16 protein-coding genes, 3 tRNA genes, 1 rRNA gene, 1 other RNA gene and 1 other annotated feature are annotated in these 18,203 nt (G+C 45.9%); of the genes, 6 read left to right on the top strand and 15 right to left on the bottom strand.

Going from position 1 to position 18,203, the window contains the following annotated elements; translation table 11 throughout:
* Positions 1-206 (top strand): hypothetical protein (locus KNO99_RS15045; protein ID WP_214750042.1); only part of this gene is annotated, 206 nt, incomplete at its 5' end.
* 126 nt (positions 207-332) lie between these two features.
* On the opposite strand, the gene KNO99_RS15040 is transcribed toward KNO99_RS15045, so the two are convergent.
* The 6 genes from KNO99_RS15040 to tadA form a co-directional block, all read right to left on the bottom strand.
* On the bottom strand, positions 333-557 hold the full coding sequence (locus KNO99_RS15040; RefSeq protein WP_214750040.1) for a YaaL family protein: 225 nt from the start codon (positions 555-557) through the stop codon (positions 333-335).
* Positions 554-1,153 (bottom strand): recombination mediator RecR, encoded by a 600-nt coding sequence (recR, locus tag KNO99_RS15035; RefSeq protein ID WP_012727753.1) that lies wholly within the window; start codon positions 1,151-1,153, stop codon positions 554-556. Before recR ends, KNO99_RS15040 begins: the two co-directional genes overlap by 4 nt.
* 22 nt (positions 1,154-1,175) lie before the next feature.
* Positions 1,176-1,493, bottom strand: a complete 318-nt coding sequence (locus KNO99_RS15030; protein WP_012727754.1) for a YbaB/EbfC family nucleoid-associated protein — start codon at positions 1,491-1,493, stop codon at positions 1,176-1,178.
* A 14-nt stretch (positions 1,494-1,507) separates the two neighbouring features.
* Positions 1,508-3,184: a DNA polymerase III subunit gamma/tau gene (gene dnaX, locus KNO99_RS15025; protein WP_214750038.1), complete on the bottom strand. Its 1,677-nt coding sequence runs from the start codon at positions 3,182-3,184 to the stop codon at positions 1,508-1,510.
* Between the two features lie 94 nt (positions 3,185-3,278).
* Positions 3,279-3,546, bottom strand: an RNA gene (ffs, locus tag KNO99_RS15020) — signal recognition particle sRNA large type.
* Between the two features lie 53 nt (positions 3,547-3,599).
* Positions 3,600-4,100 (bottom strand): tRNA adenosine(34) deaminase TadA, encoded by a 501-nt coding sequence (gene tadA / locus KNO99_RS15015; RefSeq protein WP_214750036.1) that lies wholly within the window; start codon positions 4,098-4,100, stop codon positions 3,600-3,602.
* Positions 4,101-4,221: 121 nt separating this feature from the next.
* On the opposite strand from tadA, the gene KNO99_RS15010 reads away from it, so the two are divergent.
* Complete coding sequence (locus KNO99_RS15010) at positions 4,222-4,857, top strand: deoxynucleoside kinase (RefSeq protein ID WP_214697300.1); 636 nt, start codon at positions 4,222-4,224, stop codon at positions 4,855-4,857.
* Positions 4,854-5,525 (top strand): deoxynucleoside kinase, encoded by a 672-nt coding sequence (locus KNO99_RS15005; RefSeq protein ID WP_251125747.1) that lies wholly within the window; start codon positions 4,854-4,856, stop codon positions 5,523-5,525. The genes KNO99_RS15010 and KNO99_RS15005 overlap by 4 nt, the downstream gene beginning before the upstream one ends.
* Before the next feature lie 122 nt (positions 5,526-5,647).
* Here KNO99_RS15005 and KNO99_RS15000 read toward each other — a convergent pair.
* From KNO99_RS15000 to pdxS, 7 genes are all read right to left on the bottom strand, one after another.
* Positions 5,648-5,737: transfer RNA gene (locus KNO99_RS15000), tRNA-Ser, on the bottom strand.
* 30 nt (positions 5,738-5,767) lie between these two features.
* Positions 5,768-5,858, bottom strand: a tRNA-Ser gene (locus tag KNO99_RS14995).
* A gap of 37 nt (positions 5,859-5,895) precedes the next feature.
* Positions 5,896-5,986: transfer RNA gene (locus KNO99_RS14990), tRNA-Ser, on the bottom strand.
* A gap of 138 nt (positions 5,987-6,124) precedes the next feature.
* Positions 6,125-7,408 carry a serine--tRNA ligase gene (gene serS, locus KNO99_RS14985; protein WP_214750034.1) on the bottom strand — a complete coding sequence of 428 codons (1,284 nt, stop codon included), beginning with the start codon at positions 7,406-7,408 and terminating at the stop codon, positions 6,125-6,127.
* 52 nt (positions 7,409-7,460) lie between these two features.
* Positions 7,461-7,670, bottom strand: a binding site (T-box leader).
* Positions 7,671-7,688: 18 nt separating this feature from the next.
* The gene (locus KNO99_RS14980) at positions 7,689-8,936 is read right to left on the bottom strand and encodes a D-alanyl-D-alanine carboxypeptidase family protein (RefSeq protein WP_214750032.1); all 1,248 of its coding nucleotides are present in this window, start codon (positions 8,934-8,936) and stop codon (positions 7,689-7,691) included.
* Positions 8,937-9,021: 85 nt separating this feature from the next.
* Positions 9,022-9,600, bottom strand: a complete 579-nt coding sequence (gene pdxT / locus KNO99_RS14975; protein WP_214750030.1) for a pyridoxal 5'-phosphate synthase glutaminase subunit PdxT — start codon at positions 9,598-9,600, stop codon at positions 9,022-9,024.
* A 1-nt stretch (position 9,601) separates the two neighbouring features.
* Positions 9,602-10,492: a pyridoxal 5'-phosphate synthase lyase subunit PdxS gene (gene pdxS / locus KNO99_RS14970; RefSeq protein WP_214697307.1), complete on the bottom strand. Its 891-nt coding sequence runs from the start codon at positions 10,490-10,492 to the stop codon at positions 9,602-9,604.
* Positions 10,493-10,779: 287 nt separating this feature from the next.
* On the opposite strand from pdxS, the gene pdxR reads away from it, so the two are divergent.
* The 3 genes from pdxR to KNO99_RS14955 all read left to right on the top strand — a co-directional run bounded on the left by pdxR (position 10,780) and on the right by KNO99_RS14955 (position 16,366).
* Positions 10,780-12,183 (top strand): MocR-like pyridoxine biosynthesis transcription factor PdxR, encoded by a 1,404-nt coding sequence (pdxR, locus tag KNO99_RS14965; RefSeq protein WP_214750027.1) that lies wholly within the window; start codon positions 10,780-10,782, stop codon positions 12,181-12,183.
* Positions 12,180-12,800 (top strand): class A sortase, encoded by a 621-nt coding sequence (locus KNO99_RS14960; protein ID WP_214750025.1) that lies wholly within the window; start codon positions 12,180-12,182, stop codon positions 12,798-12,800. Before pdxR ends, KNO99_RS14960 begins: the two co-directional genes overlap by 4 nt.
* Before the next feature lie 143 nt (positions 12,801-12,943).
* Complete coding sequence (locus KNO99_RS14955; protein ID WP_214750023.1) at positions 12,944-16,366, top strand: alpha-amylase family glycosyl hydrolase; 3,423 nt, start codon at positions 12,944-12,946, stop codon at positions 16,364-16,366.
* Positions 16,367-16,407: 41 nt separating this feature from the next.
* On the opposite strand, the gene guaB is transcribed toward KNO99_RS14955, so the two are convergent.
* Both guaB and rrf read right to left on the bottom strand, forming a co-directional pair.
* A complete protein-coding gene (gene guaB / locus KNO99_RS14950; protein WP_214697315.1) occupies positions 16,408-17,871 on the bottom strand; it encodes an IMP dehydrogenase in 1,464 nt (487 codons plus the stop codon).
* Positions 17,872-18,118: 247 nt separating this feature from the next.
* A 5S ribosomal RNA gene (rrf, locus tag KNO99_RS15550) occupies positions 18,119-18,203 on the bottom strand; the annotation flags it as partial.

Here is an 18,203-nt window from a genome sequence, read left to right as displayed (position 1 = left end):
TTAAATTGACGAAGCTTGCGCTTCATTCAAAAATTGTAAAACTTATTTTTGCCTCATCGTTCAGTTTTCAAAGTTCGTCTGCCGCTCTTGGCGACTTTAATATCTTACCAAGTGAAGAACAAAAGGTCAATCACTTTTTAAAATATTTTTTATTTTGTTTGCCACTTATCTCGGCGACGTCTATTAATATATCAGTAAAACTTTAATCACGCAACCCTTTTATTAAAATAGTTTTAAGAAATTTATTAAATCATGCTTTAATCACTTACACTATATTATTTTCTTCATTATATAGGGTTAAAAATAAAATAAGGCGAGCCAACGGCTTCGCCTTATGAACGGAGAGACGTTAAGGATACATTTCGTTTTTTCGCCTCTTTCAAATAGAAAAAGTAAAGAGCTTCTGCTTGCTTCACTTGAGCCGCTAATTCTCCTGTATCTTCGATGCTCACTTCAAGCATACGACGTTTCGACTCAAACTTAGCTTTCGCTTCCATCAACTCAGTCAGTAGTCGTTGATCATAATCATCTTTTAACGACTTACGAAACCATTTCATAATTCTCTTCTACCTTCCATCGCTCGAGACAAGGTCACTTCGTCCGCATACTCTAAATCCCCACCGACGGGCAAACCATGCGCGAGACGAGTTACACGGATTCCTGTCGGCTTAAGTAAGCGTGATAAATACATCGAAGTCGCTTCTCCCTCAATGTTCGGGTTCGTCGCTAAAATCACTTCTTGGATTGACTCGTTCTCTTGTAACCGTGTCAGCAAGCTTGAAACGTTAATATCCTCTGGACCAATCCCTTCCATTGGACTTATGGCTCCATGAAGAACATGATATTTCCCTCTATACTCTCTCATTTTCTCCATGGCAATCACGTCTCTTGAATCTTGAACCACACAAACTACCGTTTCATCCCGATGTGAGTCTTTACAGATTGCACAAGGATCAATATCTGTAATGTGACCGCACACGGTACAATATTTGATGTCCCGTTTCGCACTGACGAGAGACTTCGCAAACGTTAATACATCGTCTTCTTCCATATCTAATACATGGAACGCCAAACGCACTGCAGTTTTAGGACCGATTCCAGGTAGTTTCGTAAAACTCTCAATCAATCGTCCAATGGCTTCAGGGTATTGCAACTCGCATCGATCCTTTCTTCACTTAAAAGCCTGGGAGATTCATACCTTGTGTGAAACGTCCCATCTTATCATTCACAAGCTGATCAGCTTGCTTCATCGCATCATTAATTGCTGCTAAGACGAGATCCTGCAACATATCTACATCGTCCGGGTCGACGACATCTTCTGCAATGATGACATCTAAAACTTCTTTATGACCGCTGACGACAACTTTTACCATGCCGCCTCCTGCAGTACCTTCTACTGATAACTCTTTTAGTTCTTCTTGAGCTTTCGCCATATCTTTTTGCATCTTTTGCATTTGTTTCATCATATTATTCATATTTCCCATTCCACGCATTCAGAGCGCCTCCCTTATGTTTCTTCGATTTCAACGACATCGCCAAAACGTTCCATCGCCTGTGCAACCAACGGGTCTTCAGTTTCTGGTTCTTCGACTCGTTCTGTCCGCTCTGCTTGTTTTTGAAGGATGAACTCATTCTTCAGTTCATTCCAATCCGTTTCAAGCACCGCCATAATTTCACGACGAATCCCCGTAACTTCAAATAACGCCTGCTCGATTACATCACGCGTACGACCATTCGAACTCACTTGTTCATAGTGCCATGTCATTCCATCTTTAAATTGTACCAGTAAGGTGTCACTTGCACAAAGGACAGCCTCACTTTCATAGAAGAGTGCGAAGATTGGACCATCCTGTATCCGAATATTCGTCATGATGTCGCCCCAACTATCGCGAATCGCATTCAAATGCTGCCGCTCAGCCCGCTGAAGTAATTGGCGAATCCGCTCTTTCGGAACTCGGATTTGTGTTCGTTTCGGAGCAGGCTTCGGTTTTTCCACCTCTCCACCTGTCACAGTCACGCCATTCTTCTTCACTTCATTCAATTCGCGGCTCAACTCACGCACTTGGTCTTGAAGTTGTGTCATCTGCTCACTGATCGTACGACCTTGTTCTGCAATTCGAATGAACGTTAACTCTACCAACACCTTCGGATGATTCGACAGCCTCATTTGCTGCTGGCACTCATTGAGCTCTTCAATCACTTGGAACAATTCGTCCGTCGAAGTTGCTTCGACAAACTGACGAAACTCATCAGTCGGACGAGCACGCTCTAATAAGTCGGCAGCTTGCGGAGATGCTTTCAATAGTAACGCATCCCGATGGACGAACACTAAGTCTTCGATGAAACGCTTTAAATCTTTCCCTTCACGTAACATCATTTCAAGCGTACTCAAAATCGCATTCAACTCTTTTTTCTGTAATCCGTATGCCATTTCGAGCAGTGTTTCATCCGTCACAGCACCCGTCACTTCTAACACCGCTTCTTCCGTCAAACGCCCATCACTAAATGCCAAGGCCTGATCAAGCAAGCTAAGGGCATCCCGCATCCCGCCATCAGCAGCCCGTGCGATTAGTTTCAATGCTTCCGGATCATAATCATGGTCTTGATCATTCAAAATATAGGCCATCCGGGTTTGCAATTGACTCACTTCATGTCGTTTGACATCAAATCGCTGACAACGCGAAATAATCGTTGCCGGAATTTTATGCGGTTCTGTCGTCGCTAAGATAAAAATCGCATGTGCTGGCGGTTCTTCAAGTGTTTTTAATAATGCATTGAATGCACCTGTCGACAACATATGCACTTCATCAATGATATATACTTTGTAACGCCCTTGAGACGGTGGATATTTGACTTTGTCTCGGATTTCTCGAATTTCGTCAACTCCATTATTTGATGCCGCATCGATTTCAAAAACGTCCGGACTCGTACCTTCCGTGATCGCGATACACGTCGGACAGGTATTACACGGTTCACGTGTCGGTGCACTTTCACAGTTGATCGCCTTAGCAATGATTTTCGCTAAGCTCGTCTTCCCTGTCCCGCGTGGACCTGAAAACAAATATGCGTGTGACATCCGCTCCTCTAATAAAGCGTTTTGAATCGTACGTGTGATATGGACTTGACCGACGACCTCTTGAAATGACTGAGGTCTGTATACTCGATATAACGCTTGATACGCCATGAGTTCGCCTCCTTCCCCACTTTTCTTCTCTATCTCATCATACAAAAAAATCTACAGCCCTGGGGCCATAGATTGAAGTTATAAAATAAATCTGCCGCGCACCGATTTCTGAAAGCACGTCAACATGCGTTACTCATGCAGTTTGCTCAGCCCAAGCACCCCTGCGGCACACGGTACGTCACCACTTAAGGCTGCTTCCTTCCGGACCTGACCTGGTTCATGGGTGACCGTTGCGCAGGACTCAGACGTCAACGCCACTTACATAAGGCAGACCACACCAGCGCACTCCCTCGAATCGGGATTCAGTCTCGCTACAGCGGATTGCGAGTGACAGGGCACCGCTACCTCCCCACCTAGCACGGCAAATGGGTAAATGAAATTATGCACTATCTCGAGTGCTATTACATTATACTGTTTAATCGATTGGGTTGCAACCTCTCTGATGAAGTCTCTCTTGTTTCTTCCTTTCTCTAAGCGCCCGGAAGAAATCAGTTAGAAGTCGTCCACATTCTTCTGCTAAAACATTTTCGGTTACGTCAGCCTGATGATTGAATCGTTCATCTTGTACCAAATTCATCAACGTACCGCAACAACCCCCTTTCGGATCATGTGCACCGAAGATGACCCGCTTCACTCGGGATAGCACAATGGCACCCGCACACATTGGACACGGTTCGAGTGTGACGTATAACTCACAATCTTCTAATCGCCAATTGCCCAGTGATCGATTTGCTGATTCAATCGCAATCATCTCAGCATGAGCCGCTGCCAATAAATCTGTTTCACGACGATTATGACCAGTCGCAATCACTTCATCACCTTTCACAATCACACAGCCGATCGGAACCTCACCGATGGCCTCTGCTTTCTTTGCTTCTTCGATGGCCAACTGCATAAATCGTTCATCACGTTCCATCGATTCACCTCATTTCTTATTTAACACTATGAAAAAAAATGAAAATCAAATCCCTCGCCATATCATTCGCATTCTATGCTAGAATGGAACTTGCACTTTGGATAATGGAGGATGACATCATATGTTTATAACGGTAGAAGGACCGATTGGTGTCGGGAAAACATCACTGGCCCATATCATCAGTCAGCATTTCTCGATGCAGATGCTGAATGAAATTGTAGAAGAGAACCCATTTCTCGGCAAGTTTTATGAAGATATCGAAGAATGGAGTTTCCAAACGGAAATGTTCTTCTTATGCAATCGATTCAAGCAGTTGGATGATATTCATAAACACCACTTGAGTCAACAGCAATCCGTCGTTTCGGACTATCATATTTTCAAAAACTTGATTTTTGCTCACCGTTCGTTGAAACCTGCGCATTTAAACAAGTACGAGCAAATTTATAAGATTTTGACACATGATATGCCGAAACCTGATGTCGTCATTTACTTACACGCCAGCATTGAGACACTGATGAAACGCGTTGCTTTGCGTGGACGTGAAGTGGAAGAAAATATGTCTCGCGATTATCTCGAACAACTTGCTCACGATTATGAGACGTTCGTCGAATCCTATCGCGCGGCCCATCCAGAAGTGAAAATCCTCTCGTTTAGTGGGGATGAACTCGACTTTGTACACAATCCGGACGATTTGACACATGTCCTCAAGACGATTGAACGCGAATTAGAATTAACTAAAGGAGCACAATTAAAATGAAGCTGATTGATAAATATAACATTCCGAACGATACAATCATTACAATCGGTGGAATGGTTGGAATCGGGAAATCGACGATTACCAATTCGTTAGCCGATGCTTTAAACTTCCGAACGTCTCTAGAGAAAGTAGATACGAACCCTTACCTCGATAAATTCTACCATGATTTTGAACGTTGGAGTTTCCATCTTCAAATTTACTTCTTAGCAGAACGCTTTAAAGAACAGAAGAAAATCTTCCAATACGGTGGCGGCTTCATTCAAGACCGTTCCATCTATGAAGACACAGGCATCTTCGCAAAAATGCATTATGAAAAAGGGACGATGTCACCAACAGACTACGAAACGTATTCAAGTTTGTTCGAGGCTATGGTGTTAACACCCTTCTTCCCACACCCAGACCTATTGATTTATCTTGAAGGTTCGTTCGAACAAGTCCTTGAACGCATCCAGATGCGCGGTCGCGAGATGGAGCAACAAACACCAATCGCTTATTGGGAAGAGATGTACGAACGCTACACAGAGTGGATCAACAACTTCAACTTGTGCCCAGTACTACGCCTCTCGATTGAAGAGTACGATCTCATCAAAGACCCAGATTCAGTCGAACTCATCCTTGAAAAAATTGAAAAGCAGTTAACGATTGCTCGCGAAGCAAAAGTTAGATAATCATACAGAGGGATTACGCTATCAAAAGCGTGATCTCTCTTTTTTGTGCATAAAAAAATCCACAGCGCATATGTCTGTGGATACAAAAAATGCATCTGCCTCTGCAGATGCCCGATTGAAAGCGGAGTTGGTGGGATTCGAACCCACGCGAGCCTTGCGACTCCTAACGGATTTCGAGTCCGTCCCCTTCAGCCGGACTTGGGTACAACTCCAGGCCTAAAAAAGTGTAAAAAAAAAGAAAGTGGAGGAGGTGGTGGGATTCGAACCCACGCAGGCTGTTACACCCCTGACGGTTTTCAAGACCGTTCCCTTAAACCACTTGGGTACACCTCCAAAAGATATAAAATTGTGTGAGCCTCCAAAAAAGAAATGGAGGAGGTGGTGGGATTCGAACCCACGCAGGCTGTTACACCCCTGACGGTTTTCAAGACCGTTCCCTTAAACCACTTGGGTACACCTCCAAAGCTCATATGCAATTCGTGAGCAACAGTGTCGCTCGACATGATTTATAGTACCAACTGAAGAGACAGATGTCAAACCCTTTTGTGAAAAAACATTAAAAAAAATTGAGCGCCTCAAAATCGAGGCGACTCAAGTGTTTAGTTCGGCATTTCAATCTTTTCTTTCCCACCCATGTAAGGACGAAGCACTTCTGGAATGACGACTGATCCATCTGCCTGTTGATAGTTTTCCAAAATCGCTGCCACCGTTCGACCGACTGCTAATCCTGAGCCGTTCAATGTGTGAACAAATTCTGGTTTCGCGTTGGCATCACGACGGAAGCGAATTCCCGCACGACGCGCTTGGAAATCTTCGAAGTTAGAGCAAGAAGAAATCTCACGATACATCCCTTGTGCTGGCATCCATACTTCGATGTCATATTTTTTCGCAGCTGTGAAGCCGAGGTCTGCCGTGCACATGCTGAGTACTTGATACGGAAGTCCAAGACGCTTCAATACCTCTTCAGCATGACCTGTCAATAATTCTAGTTGTTCATATGACTCTTCTGGTTTCACGAAGCGGACGAGCTCGACTTTGTTGAACTGGTGCTGACGAATCAAGCCACGTGTATCACGACCAGCTGAACCGGCTTCAGAACGGAAGTTAGCGCTATATGCTGTATACGTGATCGGAAGCTGTGTTTCCGGGATGATTTCTTCACGGTGCATGTTTGTAACTGGCACTTCAGCTGTTGGAACGAGGAAGTAGTTCGTGTCCGCTACTTTGAACGCATCTTCTTCAAATTTAGGAAGTTGACCTGTTCCGATCATCGAATCACGATTGACCATGTACGGCGGCAATACTTCTGAGTATCCATGCTCGTCTGAATGAAGGTCCATCATAAAGTTGATCAGAGCACGTTCTAAGCGAGCACCTAATCCTTTATAGAAGACAAAACGGCTACCCGTTACTTTTCCAGCGCGCTCGACATCGACGATTTTTAGGTCTTCCATCACGTCCCAATGTTGCTTCGGCTCGAAATCAAAATCAGGCTTCGTTCCGATTTCACGAATTGTCACGTTATCATCTTCTGTCTCACCGATTGGGGTTGACTCATGTGGGATGTTTGGAATGCTGAGCAAGATCAAGTTGAGTTCCGCCTCTACTTCTCGTAACTCCTCATCCAACAATTTGATTTCATCCCCAAGACGGCGTGTTTCTAAGATTGGACCTTCTGCATCTTGTTTGTTGCGTTTTAATTCAGCGATTTGTTTTGTCGCTTCATTGCGCTTCGCTTTCTTTACTTCCACTTCGTTAATCAAGTCACGGCGCTTTTCTTCTAACTGCGGGAAGCGGTCAAGTGCACTCAAGTCTTCTCCACGGTAAGCTAATTTTTCTTTAATCCCTTCAAAATCTTGTCGTAAACGTTTAATGTCTAACATTGCTATTCCTCCTTTTTTCATATAAAAAAGGCGGCACGTCCCTTTCCCGTAGGAAAGGGACGAACCACCTTGGATCCGCGTTGCCACCCTCGTTGCCCAAATGCATGAGCCACTCGATGCACGTAACGTGTGCCAAACGTGACTTGTTTCCAAGCCAATGCTCCGAGGCCGATTCGGTTACGCCATCTCACTAGTTTGCACCAACCACTAGCTCTCTGTCAGTAGACGTACGTAACGTACTTATTCTCATCATCGCATCTGTCATTGAATTAATCTTACTTTACAACATCTGAACTTGTTCGACAAGACTGATTTTTCCAAGTGCTAATCTGATTTGATCGAGGAAATCAACAAATGCTCGCGTCATTCTCATCAAAAACGAAGCCGTATCCACCGCCTCTGCCGTGACAAGCGTCATCTTCGGAGGCGTCTCCCCTTCTAAATAGCGAACTTGATCCGAGGAGTCGATGGTAACCGTGCCTGCCTGTGTATCGACTTTGACCGGAGCCTCTAGTTCGAGCAGTTCAACTTTCGGTTCCGGGACAGGTTTCCCTTTTTCGACTAACACTTCAAAGTCATTCGTCGTCCGGACAGCAATTTGTTCCGTTTCACCTTGAGAGACCGTTGCCGTTTCCGAAATGGTTTCCCCCGTCCGTAAAATCGGTGTCATGACGAAATCTGCGTATGCATAGTCGTGTAACGCTTTCGTCGCGACGTAGCGTCCCTCATCAGATGGTGCGCCAAGAACGACGGATAACACAGTGCGACCATCCCGCGTCGACACACCGACAAAGCAATAGCCTGCTTCATTCGTTGTTCCTGTCTTAAAGCCGAGCATCCCTGGATAGGCGAGATCCCGGTCGGCAAGCATTCGGTTCGTCGCGTCAAAGCGAACACCGTCGACATCCACGTATGCCCGTTTCGTCACGTCGAGCACTTCCGGATAAGTCGTCAAATACGCAATCGCCAACTTCATTAAATCATTGGCAGATGTCAAATTATCTCCTGGTAGACCGGCTGACACAGAATCGAGTCCCGATGCATTCGCAAACGTCGTTTGTGTCATCCCTAACTCATCCGCTCGACGATTCATTTCTTTGACGAACGCCTCTTCTGAACCAGACACCGCTTCCCCGAGCGTCACAGCCGCTTCGTTCGCCGAACGAATTAATGCTGCATCGTATAACTCTTTGATGGTATACGGTTTATTCAGTAGCGGGATTCGTGCAAGTCCCGGTTTTCTCGTCAGCGCCAAGGCAGCGTCACTCGGTGTAACCTCTTGATTCCAACTGAGTTTTCCTTCTTCGATCGCTTCACGCGTCAAAAATGCCGTCATCAATTTTGTGATCGAAGCCGGTTGAAGCATGGCATCTTCCTGTTTTGTAAATAAGACCTGACCTGTCGTCACGTCTACGAGCATCGCGCTCGCCGCGTCGACTTTTGGCGCGGCCGCAGAGGCGACTGAGGGTACGATTACTTGTACAAGCAACATGGCAACAAACATCATGATTAAATAGCGAGCCTTCACATAGTTTCCCCTTTCTATACGCTTCTTTGTTCAGTGTAACAAAAAATAAGTTTGAAGGACCCCCTTTTCATGAGGTCCCTCAAACTTATGCATATTGCTTCTGATTTTCTTTAACCATCTCGATAAAATAACGGTGCAATGATAAATCTTCCGTCAATTCCGGATGGAACGAACAAGCCAGGTACTGATTATAACGAACTGCTACAATCGCTTCCTCGACTTCAGCGAGCACATCTACTTCCGGTTCAACTCGCGCTACTTGTGGGGCACGAATAAAGACCGCTTCGACTGGCTCATCGATTCCTTTTACCGGAAGATCGACTTCAAAACTGTCGACCTGACGTCCGAATGCATTACGTTTTACTGTCATCGGAATTTTCTTTAGGTGGGCGTCATACCCTTCGACTTCGTTCGCGAGAAGAATCATACCGGCACATGTACCAAACATCGGTAACGTCTCCATGTCGCGAAGTGGCTCAAGTAACTCATAACGATCGAGTAAACGTCGCATCGCGGTACTTTCTCCACCTGGTAAGACTAATCCATCGATTGCTTTCAAGTCTTCCAATGAGCGGACTACAACGGTTTGAGCACCGAGCGCTTCAAGCATGCGAACATGCTCACGAATTGCACCCTGCATCCCTAATACGCCAATCGTTACCATCTTACCAGCCTCGTGGTGCCATGAGTTCTTCATCTTTGAGCGTACGGACGTCGAGTCCTTTCATCGCCTCACCTAATCCTTTTGAAAGGTGCGCGATCCGCTCATAGTCATCGTGGTACGTTGTCGCTTCTACGATGGCACGTGCGAATTTCTCTGGGTTCTCTGCTTTGAAAATACCAGATCCGACGAAGACACCATCTGCTCCGAGGTGCATCATCAAGGCAGCATCCGCTGGTGTCGCGATTCCACCCGCTGCAAAGTTAACGACCGGGAGACGACCCGCTTCACGAATTTGCATAAGCACTTCAAATGGAGCTCCGAGGTCACGAGCTTCTGTCATGACTTCATCCACGCTCATCGACAAGAGACGTTTCACTTGTGCTTGTACGGTACGCATGTGACGAACCGCTTCCACGATGTTCCCTGTTCCTGGCTCACCTTTTGTACGAATCATCGCTGCGCCTTCGCCGATACGACGCGCCGCTTCACCAAGGTCACGTGCTCCACATACGAACGGTGCTGTATAGTCGCGTTTGTACAAATGGAACTCTTCGTCTGCTGGCGTCAATACTTCACTCTCATCGATAAAGTCGACCCCCATCGACTCGAGGACACGCGCTTCAGCGATATGTCCGATACGGCATTTCGCCATAACCGGAACAGATACTGCTCCCATGACGTCTTCAATGATCGTTGGGTCGGCCATACGGGCAACCCCTCCCATTTTACGGATATCCGAAGGTACACGTTCAAGTGCCATGACAGCAACCGCACCTGCAGCTTCAGCAATTTTCGCCTGCTCTGCGTTGATGACGTCCATGATGACGCCACCTTTTTGCATTTCAGCCATCCCACGTTTTACTTTATCTGTTCCCACTTGTCTCTTTTCCATTGAAATCCCTCCATGAGTTCATGTTCTACTTGCTAGTATAAGCCGGATTGACTATATTAAAAGTGCCAGATTATTATTTTTTAAAGTGGTCAGTTTGGAAAAAGGACTCTATGGCTACTATCTCGAACGTGTTGAAGTATAAAGGAGGAATCAATATGTTCGATCGTGATCCGTTTGAAGGAGGTCATCGCGCCTCATTTGGTACACCTGGAATTGTCTCAACCTTGGTTATCCTCGGTTTTCTCTTATACTTCTTTTTCGGTTCGTAAAGAAAGGAACGTCGTTTTATGGATATGCTTACTTTCTCACTTGAACAAGACTCATCCATCCCGCTATATGAGCAGTTATATAAACACATTCGGGATGCTATCGTCGGCGATACGTTAAAGACGGGTACTAAGTTACCTTCGAAACGTAAACTGACTCAATTTTTGGATGTGTCTCAGACGACAGTCGAGTTCGCTTACGCCCAGTTACTCGCCGAAGGGTACATTGAATCCGTTCCCCGGAAAGGATTTTATGTGTTGCCGCAAGAGGAACTGTACGTCCGGCGATCGAACAGCACCATCACGCCGTCTCCACCTAAAAAGACATATACGTACGATGTATCGCCAAGTCAAATCGATACGACTGCTTTTCCGTTTGAACGTTGGAAACGACACGTCAAGAACGTTGTTGATGAAGTTCATCACGAACTACTTGCGCTAGGTTCCGTCCAAGGGGATCTCGAACTACGACAGGAAATTGCGACCTATCTCTATCATTCACGAGGCGTCCAATGCTCACCCGAACAAATCATCGTCGGATCAGGGACGGAACAACTCCTTCCACAGCTTTTGGATTTGTTACCTGACGCATCGGTCTTTGGCATTGAAGATCCCGGCTATCCGCTCACTCGTCTTTTATTCAAGCAACAGGGACGCACCTCTATCCCAATCCCCGTAGATGAAAGTGGCGTTTGTGTCAGTGAGCTCGAACGCCATGAAATCGATGCGCTATACGTAACGCCTGCCCATCAATTTCCGACAGGTACAGTCCTATCCGTCAGTCGACGCCAGCGTTTATTGAATTGGGCGCTCGTTCACCAGACGTATATCATTGAGGACGATTACGATAGTGAGTTCCGTTATAGTGGTAAACCCATCCCGTCTCTTCAAAGTATGGACCCGAACGAACGTGTCATCTATATCAGTACTTTCTCGAAATCTCTCATGCCATCCCTTCGTATTGGATATATGGTGTTACCAACACCTCTTTTGAATCGTTACCGAGAGCGGCATCATTACTTCACGTGTAGCGTCCCACGATTCGAACAGCATACGTTGGCTCTATTCATGTCGAGTGGTGACTTCGAGAAGCATTTGAATCGGATGCGAAAAATATACCGCCGCAAGTTAGAGATCGTGCTCGCTGCCTTCCGTCCATTCGAACCGATTGTCACTGTGACAGGTGCGAGCGCTGGATTGCACGTTGTCTTGACCGTCATCAGCGATCGGACAGAGCAAGAATTGAAACAATCCGCTGAAGCGTTCGAGATCGCCATCAAATCGATGAACGACTATCGCATCATACACCCAGATTCGCACAAACAATTTTTGTTTGGCTTTGCGCACTTGCCTGAATCCTCGTTACCGAATGTGATTGATCAGTTGATGGATGCCTGGGCAATCCCGAAAGGAGCGACTCCATGAAGCGACACGTTCGATGGATTATCGGAATTTGTTTACTCGGCAGTGGTCTATTCTTTTTAACGAGTTCGATTTGGAAAGAGAATATCGCCAGTTCAACGAGTAAATATGTCGTTGAACATATGGAATTACAAGACGAGAGTGAAATTGAGTCGAGTTATGATTTTGCGGCAGTCACACCACTCTCTTTAACGGACGTCTTACAAGCGCGCAATCGGTTTCATCAGTTACCGACAATCGGTGTCATTTCGATTCCAGATGTTTCACTGGAACTCCCGATCATAAAAGGATTAGATGATGAGAGTCTCGCCGTCGGAGCGGGAACCATGGATCCCGATCAACAAATGGGGGTAGGCAATTACGCACTAGCCGGTCATTATTTACAACATGCGACCGCTCTATTCGGTCCACTCCATGAAGTCCATGTTGGTATGAAGATCTATCTTCGAGATGATACGCACACTTACGAATACGTCGTGACATCGCTTGAGACCGTCTCTCCTGAACGAGTTGATGTATTAGATGAAACAGCTACTCCTACCCTTACACTGATCACTTGTACGTTCGATACGACGGAACGACTCATCGTCAAAGGTTCACTCGTCACTATTGAATCATGACCGCATCTCCTCAACCAACAGGAGACGCGGTTATTTATTGTTTTTTCAAAAACATATTGTTAGCGCTTACAACTTCCGCTAAACTATTTTTGAAAACGTTTGCATAAAATTGTGCAATTTAACTCAAACAAAAGAGGTGTCTCATGAAGAAAAAAACTGCTCGTCAGGCTTCGACTTTATTCCTGTCCGGTGCATTGCTCATTCAAGCCGGGATTCCGATGAACGCATTGGCTGAACCGACCGCAATCACAATTGATGGGGCAAAAACAGATTGGGCTAATATTCCCGCCCTCGCAAGTTCGCCCACTGCTGGATGGCAAGGATTTGATGTCGGTGATTTATACATAAACAATGATGCCCAACACCTTTATTTTTACGTTGACGCGAATAATGTCCCAAACTGGGGAGACAACGGGCAATATATCAACATCGCTCTTCAAATCAATGATGAAGATTCAGGTGTATCGACGAATCCTCTCGGTTATCCATTCGATTTTAAAGGTGTCGACAAGGCGCCTCAGTATCATATTCTCGTCCGAGTCGATGGCGATCAGAATGTAAAAGAGGCTGCTCTTTATCAGGCTGGTCAAGAGAAACCACTTTTACAATTGAATCAGTTGAACGGTGCGGCTTTTGCCTTAGACCGAACGAAAGGATTTGAAGGAAAAGTTCCTCTGTCATTACTCGGCTTAAACAATGGAGATCAAGTTCGCGCCTTAACTGTATTAAGCGGAAATAACGCCGGAGAACATGGGGCGTTCGATACGATTCCGAGTAATGCTGCCAATCAATTGGCCAATAGTTGGAACGTGTCCGCCACGCCATCTACACAATCTGTTTATAGTGCCCCGTTCACCTTAAATGGGGTAGAGACGATCGACCAACTTGAAGTTGCGTCCGTGACCCCGGCCTCATCATCCATTGATGTGGATGTGTCTGCTCCAATCACATGGACGTTCAATGAACCTGTCCGTCTCGATTCGGCATCGGTTACCTTACAACAAGGGGAGACGCGTGTTCCCGTTGATGTGACAACGAATGGTACGAGCGTGACACTTCAACCGAAAGAAGCTCTCGCTCTCAATACGTCATATACGGCTACTATTCCAGAAGGTGCAGTGACTGGAACGATTTCGAATACAACACTCCCGGCATTGACGACTACTTTTAAAACAGCAACAAAGCTCGCTGATCCTTGGGAAACGACACGCTATATCGAAATGAAGTATGTCCGTGCCGATCATGACTATACGGATTGGAACTTATGGACATGGAGCACAGGAAAAAAAGACGGACAAGTCGATCCATACCGGATAACTGACGATGGGGCCATCTTCCGTATCCCGGTTGGTCAAGACGCCACGAAAGTTGGGTTTGTCATTCGAAAAGGTACGGACTGGGCCGTTAAGGATGCTTATGGAGAAGACAGATACGTCACGCTCGGAGAAGACCGCGTCACGAAGGTCGTCGTCGAAAGCGGAAAAGGTGCCTTCCATCAAGTTCCGACAATCAGTGGTCCCGAATACGGTACAGATGGGGTTCAATTCTTCTATCGTGATGTAGCACTCTATGAAGCAGGAGAAATGGATGAAATCGATCAGGTCGCACTCAAAATCAATGGTGAGACGTACCCGATGACTTATGAGCCAGAAAACGAGTGGTTCCGCCACACGGTACGTTTACCTGAAGGAATCCATGACTACACGTATCTCGTCACGAAGGACGGCGTCACGACTGAAGTGAAAGATCCTTATTTCGAGGCTTCTCAAATCGAATATCGTCAACCAACCGTCAAACTCACTTCTTCTGTGAGTCCGAAAGCCATTAGCTCTCGTGAAAATGCGGTCGTTCGAGTAAACCCGACCTTGCCAAAAGGTGTGACACTCCGAGAACTCTATATCGATGCACGCCCACTCGGCGGTCCTGCGAAGTTACACATCGATCGTGCGTTAAACGCCCAAACAATCGCGGTGAAAGACACAGTCAAACCTGGAAATAAGACGCTTGCCGTCACTGCAATCGACCAATACGGGAACGTTCATCACTCGAAAACAACAGTTCGTGTCGTTCCTAAAACACTGAAGGAAAAACAAGCGTTTGACTGGGATGAGGCGCGCATCTATTTTATGCTCACGGATCGCTTCTACAACGGAGATTTATCCAATGACAACCCGAATCGTGAATACTATGACAAAGACCATCCTGAGTCTTACCATGGTGGCGATTTTGCAGGTGTCACGAAAAAACTCGATTATTTAGACGACCTTGGGATCAATACGATTTGGATCACGCCAATTGTGGATAACATCGATTGGGATTTACGATATGGAAAAGACGGTTCTCAGTATGGATATCATGGGTACTGGGCCAAGAACTTTGAAAAACTTGATGAACATCTCGGGGATATGGCCGCCTTCCATAAACTGATTGATGAAGCGCATAAACGTGGAATGAAGATTATGGTCGACGTCGTCTTGAACCACCCCGGCTACGGAATGGAGCCTGGGGCAAGCTCATCTGTCACAAACTTCCCAACGGATGCAGAACGACAGGTATTCGATGGGATGATTCGTGAAAATCCGGTCGACGGAGACGATCTCAAAATGTCCTTATCCGGCCTTCCTGACTTCAAGACGGAAGAAGCTGCCGTTCGAGAACAGTTGGTGAAATGGCAGACAGATTGGATCAAACGGTCGAAAACGAAAAAAGGCAACACGATTGATTACTTCCGTGTCGATACGGTCAAACACGTGGACTCCACAACGTGGAAATCCTTTAAAAATGAATTAACAGCAATCAAACCGAATTTCAAATTGATTGGGGAGCACTACGGGGCGAGTATCAACAACACAGGCGGCTACTTAAGAAGTGGTCAAATGGATTCCTTGCTCGACTTTGATTTTAAATATCAGGCTGAACGATTCGTAAATGGCAATATCGAAGACGTTGAAAAGGCGCTTCAATATCGAAATACGCAATTATCGAACGAAGCGACGCTCGGACAATTCTTGAGTAGTCATGATGAAGACGGCTTCCTCGTCTCGCGGGCAGGCGGGGATACTGGGAAGCAAATGGTCGCAGCCTCTCTTCAAATCACGGCGAAAGGTCAACCTGTGATCTATTACGGAGAAGAAGTCGGTCAATCCGGGAAGCATGCGGGCGATATGGATCAAGGCGAGTTCAATGAAAATCGCTATGACTTCGACTGGTCTCGCGTCAAAGGTGAAGGAAAAGCGATGCATACGCACTATCAAAAACTTTTGAATATCCGTGCAGACTATTCGCACGTATTTAGTAAAGGGACACGTTCGTCCATCGTTTCGAAATCTGAGGCTGGCTATTCGATCTTCAAACGAAGTTATGGAAAACAATCGGTTCTCGTCGGATTAAATACGAAAGAGAAAGTGCAAACCGTTTCCTTTAATACTTCATATAAAGCGAAAACCATTTTGATTGACCGATATAGCGGTAAACAATACATCGTTCAAAAGAATGGTAAAGTCACCGTCTCACTTCCTGCTCAAGATCAAGGGGGTACCGTGATTTTAGTAGAGAAACGCAAATAAATAACCGCCATCCTGAGTGTACAGGATGGCGGCTTTTTACATTAGCGTGAGTAGTTCGGTGCTTCTTTTGTGATATTGACATCGTGTGGGTGACTTTCTTGAAGGCCCGCACCCGTCATACGAATGAATTGTGTGTCTTCACGAAGGGCACGGATGTCGGCAGCGCCACAGTATCCCATACCTGAGCGAAGACCACCAATCAATTGATATACCGTGTCAGCTAGTTCGCCACGATAGGCGACACGTCCTTCGATTCCTTCTGGAACGAACTTTTTGTCTGCTTCTTGGAAGTAACGGTCTTGGCTACCGCGCTTCATCGATGCTTCAGATCCCATACCACGGTATGTCTTAAACTGACGACCTTGGTAAATTTCCATCTCACCTGGGCTCTCTTTCACACCGGCAAGCAAGCTACCAAGCATGACAGCGTTTGCTCCAGCAGCGATGGCTTTGACGATATCGCCTGAGTACTTGATTCCACCATCAGCGATGACTGATACACCATGCTCTTTTGCTTCTGTGACACAATCATATACAGCTGTGATTTGTGGAACACCAACGCCTGCAACGACGCGTGTCGTACAGATTGATCCTGGTCCAATTCCGACTTTGATGACCGATGCTCCAGCTTCAATCAAAGCACGTGTCGCTTCAGCAGTAGCTACGTTTCCTGCAATGATTGGGAGCGATGGGAACGTATCGCGCAACTCACGAACTTTTTCAAGCACACCAGCCGAATGTCCATGTGCTGTATCGATAACCAATGCATCTACGCCTGCTTCTACAAGTACTTGAGCACGTGATGCTGCATCTTTTGTTACTCCGACTGCAGCTGCTACAAGAAGACGACCTTGCTTGTCTTTTGCCGCGTTTGGGAATTGCTCGACCTTCTCGATATCTTTTGTCGTGATGAGACCTTTCAATACGCCAGCTTCATCGACGAGTGGAAGTTTCTCAATGCGGTGTTGATGAAGAATACGTTCTGCTTCCTCAAGCGATGTACCTACTTTTGCAGTGATGAGGTTTTCCGTTGTCATCACATCCTTGATGACGGTTGAATAATCTTTGATGAAACGAAGATCACGATTCGTCAAAATACCAATCAACTTACGTTCTTCTTCTGAGTTGACGATTGGTACGCCAGAAATGCGATATTTACTCATCAAATACTCAGCGTCATACACTTGACGATCTGGAGTTAAATAGAAAGGATTTGTGATGACACCATTCTCTGAGCGCTTAACGCGATCGACATGCTCAGCCTGCATCTCCATTGACATGTTCTTATGAATGACACCTAAACCGCCTTGACGGGCCATAGCAATCGCCATCGGAGCTTCCGTGACGGTATCCATACCCGCACTGATGATTGGGATATTCAATTCTAATCCTTCACAGAGCTTTGTGCTTAAATCAACGTCACGCGGTAAAACATTTGAGAACCTCGGTACGAGTAATACATCATCAAACGTTAAACCTTCTTTTGCAAACTTGTTTTCCCACATAAAAATTGATGGCCCCTTTCTCGTTCTACCTACATCTTTGTTTCGAAATATTTCTGTAATGGTAACAGGTATAATGCAAAAGTGCAATTCAATTCCCGATGTTCAGAAAAGTCAGAATTGTGTTCATTCCCCTATAGATGATGAGAATTGTTCGGAGTTTCATAATAAAAGGGATATAAATACGGAGTTCGATTTCATCGTACATACAAAAAAACGACCGAGCGTATGCTCGGTCGTCCTCTCTGTTGCCTGGCAACGTCCTATCCTCACAGGGGGAGATCCCCCAACTACTTTCGGCGCTGAGACGCTTAACTTCCGTGTTCGGCATGGGA

Source organism: Exiguobacterium sp. s189, assembly GCF_018617615.1.
Lineage (GTDB): Bacteria > Bacillota > Bacilli > Exiguobacteriales > Exiguobacteriaceae > Exiguobacterium > Exiguobacterium aestuarii_A.
Note: the sequence above shows the minus strand (reverse complement) of the source record. Positions and strands in the feature narration are given on the sequence as shown.